Raw genomic sequence first — 8,546 nt, 5'->3', positions numbered from 1 at the left:
GGCCGGATACGTTTATGCAGACTGCTCAGACCAGCGGATCATAAGCCACTTGCGGACGGGGCGGGCCATACGTTTTGGCTGGGACAGACGCGCTGTCCAAGCAAGCTCGGCTCCAGTCGATCTCACCCGCCGCGTGCAGGCACTCCAAGAGCACGTGATGCAGGCGGCTCCATACGCCCGCCGCTTGCCAATCCCGCAGCCGCCGCCAGCAACTCATGCCGGAGCCGCAGCCCATCTCGGCCGGCAGCATCTCCCATGGCAGACCCGAGCGCAGCACGAACAGGATGCCCGTCAGTGCGGCCCGGTTCTCGATCGGACGACGCCCGCCCTTCGGACGCGGCCGGGGCGGCGGGAGCAGCGGAGCGATCTCATCCCAGAGATCATCGGGGAGAAGCGGTCTGGCCATGCCAGACCAACGCTGAAAACCATGCTCGGTGCCGTTCTGTTAGGCGCTCTAAGACCTGTCAAGCAACGGAAAATACTCGCTTTTATACGGCCGGCCCGCTAACCTTGGCTATGCGATCGGATCCGAACAGGCCCGAGCGAACCTGCAGAAAACCTTATTCCGCTGGAGCCTGGGATCGAACAAATAGTGAACAGAAACTCACTCAAGCTGACGCGTGCGACCGTCGACCGCCTCCCCTCCCCCGATCCAAGCGGACGTCAGCGTCTCGTTTTCGATGCCGAGTTGAAGGGTTTCGGCGTGCTGATCTCAGGGAAGACCGAGACGAAAAGCTACGTGGTCCAGAGGGACGTGAACGGCAAAACTCGACGCATCACTGTCGGACCCACCAACGTCCTCAGCTTGGAAGAGGCGCGTCGGAAGGCCATAGGACTGTTGGCCCAGCTCGCCGGCGGGATCGATCCGAAGGAGGAGAAACGCCGCGCTCAGGCGAACGCCATCACCCTTGGAGAGGCGCTCGAGAGCTACCTGACAACGCGGAAGGTGCTCAAGCCGAGCACGGTACGCGATTATCGAGCGAACGTGGACCGGTATCTGACAGACTGGAAGGAGCGCTGGCTGCGAACAATCACGCGTGAGATGGTGGCCGCACGTCACACTCTGATTGCAGCACAGATTTCACAACGAGCAGCTCCGGCGGAACGCCAGCGTGACGAGCAACGGTGCGGCGTGGGGACCAGCCTGGTGTCCGTTGCCGGTTCCAGCTCGGCCAACGGCGCCATGCGGGTCCTGCGCCTCGTGTTTAACCATGCGACTGCAGTCAACCCTGAGATCGGCAGCAATCCTGTTGGCCGCCTGTCAGCGACCAAGGCCTGGTTCAAGGAGGAGCGGCGCACGGATCTCGTACGAGCGCACGAGTTGCCGGTGTGGTACCGCGCCGTCGAGGATCTGCCGAACCCCGTGCAGGGCGACTACCTGAAGCTGCTGCTGTTCACTGGATTTCGGCGAAACGAGGCGGCGTGTCTGGCATGGGACCAGGTCGACCTCAGAGGTCGGTTGCTCACAATTGCGGAGAACAAGGCAAGCCGGCCGCTGCAGCTTCCGCTGTCCGACTACCTGTTGATTCTGCTGACCGCGCGTCGGGCGCTGGGTATGGCAGGTCCTTGGGTGTTTCCTGCCAACAGCCACTCAGGACACATCGAGGAGCCGCGCGCAGCTCTTGAAGCTGTGGCAGCCGCTTGCGGCATCTGGGTTTCGGTGCATGGTCTGCGGCGCACCTTCATCACGGTAGCCGAGAGTTGCGATCTCTCGGCCTACGCCCTCAAGGCACTGGTGAACCACAGCTTCGGGCGCGACGTGACGGCAGGGTACATCATCAGCGGCCCCGACCGACCGCGGGAGCCAATGCAGCGGGTGACCAATCGACTGAAAGAGTTGCTAAGTGCGCCCCCAGTTCCAGAGAACGTAAGGCAATTACGATTTGCAAGTTAATTCACCACCAGAACACATCCTTCGAGACTGGGTGGGGAGGCCCGAAAGCGACCATAAACTCTGGTTCCGATTAGCGGCAGAAAATGACCCTAAGCAGGCTTTGAGAATGTCCGCTTACTGGCAGTCCAATCCAAGAATGAATGACGGGAGTGGGTGGTTTCCCGCTTGTCCGCTTCCGAGCAGGAATGCATGGAAGCGGACATAGGCGCGGAAGTCGCTTACGACCCATTGCGAAAATCGCGAACGTCCGTAGGTGGGTAGCTTGATAGGTCCAGGACAAACATTCGGAATGCCCTGATGGACGTTCCCGCACCTCAACCCGAACAATTTTAGATGCTTGATCCTCGAAGTCTCAAGCCGCTGTTCCAACGCCGCTCACGTTGACGGTAAGAGGTGAGCTAACGAAGACAACAGATTCGCTGGGAGAGACGCCATGGACGCGACCCGTACTTCGCCCCATCGGCCTGTCGATGGCGCCACGGTCATGCGGCGGGTGGGATGGCGGATCGTGCCGTTCCTAGTGCTCTGCTACTTCATCGCCTACGTCGATCGGGTGAACGCGGGTTTCGCCGCCCTCACCATGAACAAGGATCTCGGCCTGTCGCAGGCGATGTTCGGCATCGGTGGCGGCTTGTTCTTCGTCGCCTACGTGCTGTTCGAGGTGCCGAGCAACATCGCGATGGAGAAGGTCGGCGCGCGGCTCTGGATCGCGCGCATCATGATCACCTGGGGCATGGTCGGCGTCGCGATGGCCTTCATCGTCGGCCCTTACAGCTTCTATATCTGCCGGTTCCTGCTGGGCGCGGCTGAGGCCGGGTTCTTCCCCGGCGCGCTCCTGTACCTGACCTACTGGTTTCCCAAGGCGTACCGTGCCCGCATCGTCGCCATGTTCATGGTCGCGATCCCGATCTCCAGCTTCCTCGGCTCGCCGATCTCGGCGTCCCTGCTACAGCTTGAGGGCGCCGTCGGGCTTCACGGCTGGCAGTGGCTGTTCATCGTTGAGGCGATCCCGGCGGTGCTGCTTGGGCTTGCTGCCTTATTCATGCTGCCGGGCCGACCGGCGGAGGCCAAGTGGCTGGCGCCCGAGGAGCGGGCATGGCTGGAAGATCAACTCGCGGCCGATCGCTCCGGGATCTCCCCGGTCGCGCACCACCTGCCGCTGCATAAAGTTCTGACGAACAAGTACATTTGGGCGCTGGCGCTGATCTACTCGGGCTCGTCGGCTACGAGTAACGCGCTCTCGCTGTGGCAGCCGCAGATCCTCAAGGCGTTCGGCTTATCCAATCTGGAGACGGGCCTGCTGAACATGATCCCGTTCGGCATCGCCTCGGTGTTCATGATCTTCTGGGGTCTGCGCGCCGATCGAACTGGTGAGCGGGTGTGGAGCACCGCGTTGCCGTTGGCGGCGACCTGCTTGTGTCTGTTCGCCACCAACCTCACCTCCTCGCTCCCGGTGACGATGCTGCTGTTGAGCCTCGTGCTGATGGGTAACTACGCGATCAAGGGTCCGTTCTGGGCGATGGCTACCGAATGGCTCTCGGTAGGCACGGCCGCGGCCGGGATCGCAGCGATCAACACGCTGTCGCATCTGGGCACCGGCATCGCCTCGTGGCTGCTCGGCGTGATCAAGGATCAGACCGGTAGCTTCCCTCTCGCGCTACTGCCGCTCGTGTTCCTGACCGGCTCCGGCGCGATCATGACCCTGATCCTCGGACGCGGCTCGCGCGCTCGGGCCGCAGCCCCCGCTCCGGCCGCCGCGGAATAGTCCCGATCGTCGAAGCCGCCGCGCTTGAGCGGCTTCGACAAGACGGTGGACCTTCTCGTCGACGAATGCCCTTCCCGACGCGTTTTCGAACGCAGCCGGGTCTTCTCATCGAAGCAGTGATCGCAAGGAAGCGGCGATGATCTCACGACGCATGTTCCATGGGACCATCGTGGGCTTGGCTGCAGCAAGTGCTTGGCCGCAACGCAGCGTAGCGCAGGATGCGTCTGTGACAGCCATCGACTCCCACGCGCATGTCTTCAAGCGTGGCCTGCCGTTGGCTGCCAACATCCGGTACGCGCCCGACTACGATGCGACACCGGAGGATTACATCAAGAACTTGGACGCCAATGGCATGTCGAAAGGCGTCCTTGTTCAGCCGAGCTTCCTCGGGACCGACAACAGCTACATGCTGGAGGCCCTGAAACGTTACCCGGACCGCTTCCGTGGCATCGCCGTGGTGCAGCCCGACATTCAGCAGCATGCTCTGCGAGAACTCGTTGCTGCCGGGGTGGTCGGCATCCGGCTCAACCTGATCGGTGCACAGAACCCGCAGTTCGATGCCGATCCCTGGCCAATGCTGCTGAAGCGCCTCGCCGATCTCGGCTGGCAGGTCGAGGTCCAGGCAGAAGCCCGTCGATGGCCGGAGTTGCTCCCGCTGTTGCTCAAGAGTGGCGTGAAGGTCGTCTCCGACCATTTCGGCAAGCCTGACCCCAAGCTCGGCGTTGATGACCCCGGCTTCCAACAATTGCTGAAGGCGGGCAGCAATGCCCGTGTCTGGGTCAAGATTTCGGGCTCATACCGCAACGGAGCTGGACTGCCCGCTGCTGCGATCCCCCTGCTCTGTGAGAATTTCGGTCTCGATCATCTCGTATGGGGCAGCGACTGGCCTCATACGCAGTTCGAGACGGCGATGAACTACGCGGCCGTACGCGGCGAACTGGATACCTGGCTGCCCGATGCAGGAGACCGCAGAACTGTCTTGCTCGACGCGCCGCGCAAACTGTTCTGGATGGCGGGGAGCTGATACCAAGCCTCGTTGAGCGAGACTCACGCGGGGTGGCTTCGATATGCGGGTCATAATTCTGTCCTCTGGTTTTGGAGCCTGAGGAGGATGCCATGGCTGCTCCGGTGCCGCTGCGATCGGATTTTGATGCCGAGGCTCTGCGCGTCTTGGCCAAGGGGTCACGTGATCCGGCCCAGACCCGCCGCCTGTTGGCGCTGTCTGTGATTGCCGCGGGTGGCTCGCGTTCGGAGGCGGCCGAGATCGGCGGGGTTAGGCTGCAGACGGTGCGTGATTGGGTGGTGGCCTTCAACGCCGATGGCCCAAGCGGGCTGATCGACGGCAAGGCCCCGGGTGCCCGTCCGCGCCTGAACGCCGACCAGCGCGAGGTTCTCAGGGCTCTGGTCGAACAGGGGCCGACGCCCGCCGCCCACGGTGTGGTCCGCTGGCGCTTATGCGACCTGGCCCAGATCCTGTGCGAGGATCACGGCGTGTCGGTCTCCGAGCAGACCTTGAGCCGGGTCTTGCGGACCATGGGCTACCGGAAGCTTTCAGCCCGTCCACGCCATCACGCCCAGGACCCGGACGCCGCGGCTGCTTTTAAAAGGACTTCCCCGACCGTTTGGCGCAGATCACGCAGGCTGTCGGGGCTAAGTCCGTAGAGGTCTGGTTCTGCGACGAGGCCCGTGTCGGCCAGAAGAACACGCTCACCCGACGCTGGGCTAAGCGTGGAACGCGTCCCTCGGCGCCAAAGGATCAGCGTACGGCCTTGCGCCTACATCTTCGGAGCGATCTGTCCGGCCCGAGGCGTGGGGGCAGGCCTGGTCATACCCCGTTGCACCACGTCGGACATGGCCCATCACCTCGAAGAGATCTCCGCAACCGTCGCGCCCGGCGCCCACGCCGTGCTGCTGCTCGATCAGGCCGGCTGGCACACCACTAGGAAGCTGCCTGTGCCCGACAACATTACCCTGCTGCCCCTCCCAGCCCGCTCGCCCGAGCTGAACCCCGTCGAAAACCTCTGGCAGTTCATGCGGGACAACTGGCTCGGCAACCGCATCTTCCGATCCTATGCCGACATCCTCGACCACTGTTGAAACGCCTGGAACAAGCTCATCGCCCAGCCCTGGCGCATTACCTCCATCGGACAGCGCCAATGGGCTCATGCATGCTGATCAATGAGAGTTGGTATGAGTACAACGGTAGGGGGTAGTGGGTTCCGATCAAGGTTTGGTCAGAGGCGGAAAGTCCGCTTGAGGGCGCAAGGCTAGGGTCCGGTTGCCACCCCGAGGCGAAGTTGCCGTAGGACTGACGAACGGCCGCTTTTCGGATGCGCCGCGGGCGATCCGGGTGGCCGAGTCGGGTCGTTTGGTGACGGTCTGTCTTCCGCCCACCATCAAGGCACGTCGGGTCGGGGATCCGCAACGAAACCATCCCGGTTTGGCATTCGCACTGCCGAGAGGGATTTGGCATCCAGGACAGCGTCCTCCGGCACCAGCCCGTTCAGATTGAGCAGGTAGCCGACCACCGCATAGACGTCGTCATTATCAAGTGATTCCGGCGCGTTCATCGGCATCGCCCGCCGGACGTAATCGAACAGTGTCGGTGCATAGGGCCAGAAGCTACCCACCGTCTTTACCGGCTTGGACGAAGCGAGGGTGCCTTTGCCTCCAACCAGCTTGTCGCCAAGGCCGCCTTCGCCCATCTCGCCATGGCAGGATGCGCACTGTCCGGCGTAGACCTCGCGGCCATGGGCAACTGTGCCGCTACCGGCGGGGAGCTTGTTGCCATCACGATCGATATCGATGTTCCAAGCCGCGATCTCGGCTTCAGTTGCAAGTCGGCCGATCCCATAGTGACCCTCGGCCCGCGCTGGCCCGGCGATGACGAACATCAGAGCGGCGACCGCGAATTCAAGCCTTGGGATAGCCATTCGAGATCTCTCCGTTTGCTGCAATTTGCCAGGGAATGACCGCGTTATTGTGATAGAATGAGTTCATCCCACGGGCGTTGGTCAGTTCGGCAAAGCCCGGCTGTACGTAGCCGGTCTCGTCCGTGGCGCGGCTCTGAATGACGGCTGCCTCTCCGTTCCAAGTCCAGGCCAAGCGGAATCTGGTCAGCGCCTTGGTCAAGACCGGAGCCTGTAGCTGAGCCTCCCGCCAACTCCTGCCGTCGTCGACCGAGATCTCGACACGGGCGATCTTGCCGCGGCCGCTCCAGGCGATACCGGTGATCTCGTTAAAGCCGCGCTCGATCCGCTGCGTACCTGAAGGCCGCGTGATGATCGACTTCGCCTCCATCATGAAAGTGAACTGCCGCGCAGTCCCGTCGGGCATCAGATCGGTATATTTCGACGTCTCCTCGCGCGAATAGGCCGGTTCGTGCGTCACGTTGAGACGGCGCAGCCACTTCACGCTCATGTTGCCTTCGAAGCCGGGAAGCAGGACGCGCAATGGATAGCCCTGCTGTGGGCGTAAGCGCTCGCCGTTCTGGCTGTAGACCAGCAGCGCGTCGTCGAGACATTTCTCGATCGGGATGCTGCGGGTCAAAGCAGCGGCATCTGCGCCCTCGGCAATGACCCACTTGGCGCCTGACTTGAGCCCAGCCTCCTTGAGGACGGTCCCGAGCCGTACACCCGTCCATTCTGCGCAGCTCACCAGCCCGACAAGGTCGGACGCCGTGCGACCTGCACGGATGGCCTTGAAGTCGGGATTACCTGAGCACTCGAGGAAATAGATCTGCGATTCGGCCGGAAAGCGTTTGATGTCGTCCATGGTGAGGATCAGCGGCCGCTCGACCAGTCCATGGATCATCAAGCGATGCTGAGCCGGATCGATGTCAGGCACGCCGCCATGATGTCGCTCGTAGAAGAGCCCATTGGGTGTGATAACACCGTCGAGCTCTTGCAGGGGCGTGCGGACCGAGGCCGAGGTATATTGCTTGAGAGATTTCGGGACGTTTTTGACGACGTGCTTTTCGAAGGGCGACGGCATGCCGTAGGGCTGCGCGCCGGTATCAGCGCCAGGTGTCTTCATCCACGCCGGGACGTTTGGAGGACTGTTCGCCAAATCCTCTGCAAGCGCGCTCTTGGCTACAAGATCGGCAACCAAGCTGCCGCCGACGAGTGCGCTACCCTGGTAGAGGAAGCGCCGGCGTGAAGTTGACGCGTCGCGGTCGGATACCTTTGCTTTGTCTCCGCTATGTCGTTTTCCGCTCACAGCGTGTCTCCCGGTTCGTGCATGGGGGTGTCGTGCTTCCTGAACGATCGCGGCACCCCCAAAAGGCAGTGTGTCACATACCTTGCGAAATTCCGAGCTGCTGAGACTGGTGCAGCGACGACCTAGGTTCTCGTTGCAGCCTCCAAACAATTGCGACAGGCCGAGGAAATCACTGAGGAGGATATTCGCTTCCTCGTCGCCGTGTGCGCGCCTCTGGCGCCCACGACTCGAAGCGAAATACGGGCAAGCTACTCCGCTCTCCTGACCTGACCGGCTGGCTTTGGACCGGGCCGATTGAGAGGATCGGCCAGGACCGAAGGAGTTGGGCATGAAGCGAGGTCAGAAGACGGGTGCGGAGCTGGTGGTGCTGAAGCTGCGCCAGATCGAGGTGCAGACGGCCCAGGGCAAGAGTTTGGCGCTGGCTTGCAAGGAGGCCGAGATTTCCGAGCAGAGCGACTCACGCTGGCGCAAGGAGTACGGCGGCCTGCAGATCGATCAGGCCCGTCGGATGAAGGATCTGGAGCGCGAGAACGCGCGATTGCGCCGGCTCGTGGCTGACTTGTCCCTGGAGAAGCAAGTGCTGGCGGACGTCGCCGCGGGAAACTTCTTCTCTATTCGGGGTTCATCGGTCAACTCCCTTTCGTGCGCATCCTGGTTCGGCGCGTGAAC

At 62.4% G+C, this 8,546-nt stretch carries 5 protein-coding genes and 3 pseudogenes; 5 read left to right on the top strand and 3 right to left on the bottom strand.

The annotated features are described in order from the left end of the window. Nucleotides 1-64: 64 nt before the first annotated feature. Nucleotides 65-406 (bottom strand): annotated as a pseudogene (locus AC0IWM_RS23535) (transposase); the annotation flags it as partial. Nucleotides 407-592: 186 nt separating this feature from the next. On the opposite strand from AC0IWM_RS23535, the gene AC0IWM_RS23530 reads away from it, so the two are divergent. From AC0IWM_RS23530 to AC0IWM_RS23515, 4 genes and pseudogenes are all read left to right on the top strand, one after another. Beyond that, nucleotides 593-1,894, top strand: a complete 1,302-nt coding sequence (locus AC0IWM_RS23530) for a tyrosine-type recombinase/integrase (protein ID WP_471759078.1) — start codon at nt 593-595, stop codon at nt 1,892-1,894. Nucleotides 1,895-2,327: 433 nt separating this feature from the next. Further along, a complete protein-coding gene (locus AC0IWM_RS23525; protein WP_471759076.1) occupies nt 2,328-3,659 on the top strand; it encodes an MFS transporter in 1,332 nt (443 codons plus the stop codon). 226 nt (nt 3,660-3,885) lie between these two features. Continuing rightward, nucleotides 3,886-4,683 (top strand): amidohydrolase family protein, encoded by a 798-nt coding sequence (locus AC0IWM_RS23520; RefSeq protein WP_471759074.1) that lies wholly within the window; start codon nt 3,886-3,888, stop codon nt 4,681-4,683. A 52-nt stretch (nt 4,684-4,735) separates the two neighbouring features. Beyond that, nucleotides 4,736-5,834: pseudogene (locus AC0IWM_RS23515) on the top strand (IS630 family transposase). A 221-nt stretch (nt 5,835-6,055) separates the two neighbouring features. Here the strand turns inward: AC0IWM_RS23515 and AC0IWM_RS23510 are convergent. Together AC0IWM_RS23510 and soxC are read right to left on the bottom strand one after the other, a co-directional pair. Continuing rightward, nucleotides 6,056-6,592, bottom strand: coding sequence for a c-type cytochrome (locus tag AC0IWM_RS23510; protein ID WP_471759072.1), 537 nt, complete (start codon nt 6,590-6,592; stop codon nt 6,056-6,058). After that, entirely contained in the window at nt 6,573-7,877 is a 1,305-nt protein-coding gene (gene soxC, locus AC0IWM_RS23505) for a sulfite dehydrogenase (protein WP_471759070.1), read from the bottom strand. The genes AC0IWM_RS23510 and soxC overlap by 20 nt, the downstream gene beginning before the upstream one ends. 328 nt (nt 7,878-8,205) lie before the next feature. Here soxC and AC0IWM_RS23500 point away from each other — a divergent pair. Then, nucleotides 8,206-8,478 (top strand): annotated as a pseudogene (locus tag AC0IWM_RS23500) (transposase); the annotation flags it as partial. Between the last annotated feature and the right edge of the window lie 68 nt (nt 8,479-8,546).

This window comes from Methylobacterium sp. AC433, from assembly GCF_979253015.1.
The sequence above is the reverse complement of the archived record's forward strand: the minus strand, read 5'-3'. Positions and strand labels throughout refer to the sequence as shown.